Source organism: Pseudovibrio sp. WM33, from assembly GCF_001623165.1.
Taxonomy (GTDB): domain Bacteria; phylum Pseudomonadota; class Alphaproteobacteria; order Rhizobiales; family Stappiaceae; genus Pseudovibrio.
In genome coordinates, this window is sequence record NZ_LMCK01000095.1 from 1 (window position 1) to 922 (window position 922).

Consider the following 922-nt stretch of genomic DNA (forward strand, 5'->3'; position numbering starts at 1 on the left):
CCACTTTCACAACCTGTCCAAATTTCCCGAGCCAGCTCTTCAGCCCCTTGGCCAAAACCCCAACACAGCACTCGGCGATCTTTAATGCCTGACTGGAAAAAGCTGATGACAGTTTATCAAACATCGTCTTCTGATCGCGAACAATGCTCATAAAAAACGCTGCGCCAAGTGAATTGACGAACAGCATCGGAGGCGCAATTTGCTTCACCAGCGCAAGAGCCTGATCAAATGGCGAGGCTACAATCAGGATGATGAGCATCTGTACGACTTCCGCCACAAAGGTGAGGCCAAACACAAACATCGGCGAAACAGCAAGGCACGCTTGTTATGCGTGCGTAAACAAAATGCAGCCATCCCAGCCAGTAGGCCTTCTGAAGTGGTTGAGATCGCACAGGCCAGATCAGTAAACCCACCAAAACCGTAGCGGTGCAAACCGCCCGTCAATCCAATCAAAAAACCCGTGACCGGACCACTTAAAAGACCACTCAGAACCGCACCCATGGCTCGCGTATTGGCAACAGCCCCGTCGACCTGCTCACCAAATACACACACATTTGCTGCAGCAGATGAAGAATGAGGCCATTTGTTGGCTTTACTATTGTTTCTTGAACTAGTCACAAAAGTGTACCGCCTCACGATAGATTTTCAATCTACCAAGCAAAATTCAAGTGTATGTTCAAAAATCTCCAGAATATCAATTTAAACAGTTAGCTTAAGAGACTGTGTGGATCAGAAGACAAGCAAACTTTATGTCCCAAGAAATAAATTGGTTATGATTAAGTGATAAAATACTAAATATAGTAAATTTTTGCACTCATTTTTTTGTTTTTATGTTCTGCTATAGTTAAATAAATTTGAGTTGATAAAATATACTTGGTTAATTAGGTTCTGTTGACAAAGTGTATTCCAAAATCATCTGCTT

General features: G+C 43.1%; 2 protein-coding genes. Both read right to left on the bottom strand.

What is annotated here, in order from left to right:
* On the bottom strand, positions 1-301 hold a 301-nt coding region (locus PsWM33_RS28070), incomplete at its 3' end, for a LytS/YhcK type 5TM receptor domain-containing protein (RefSeq protein WP_275078566.1).
* Positions 244-501 carry a LytS/YhcK type 5TM receptor domain-containing protein gene (locus PsWM33_RS28075; protein WP_244276713.1) on the bottom strand — a complete coding sequence of 86 codons (258 nt, stop codon included), beginning with the start codon at positions 499-501 and terminating at the stop codon, positions 244-246. The genes PsWM33_RS28075 and PsWM33_RS28070, both read right to left, overlap by 58 nt.
* Positions 502-922 lie beyond the last annotated feature (421 nt).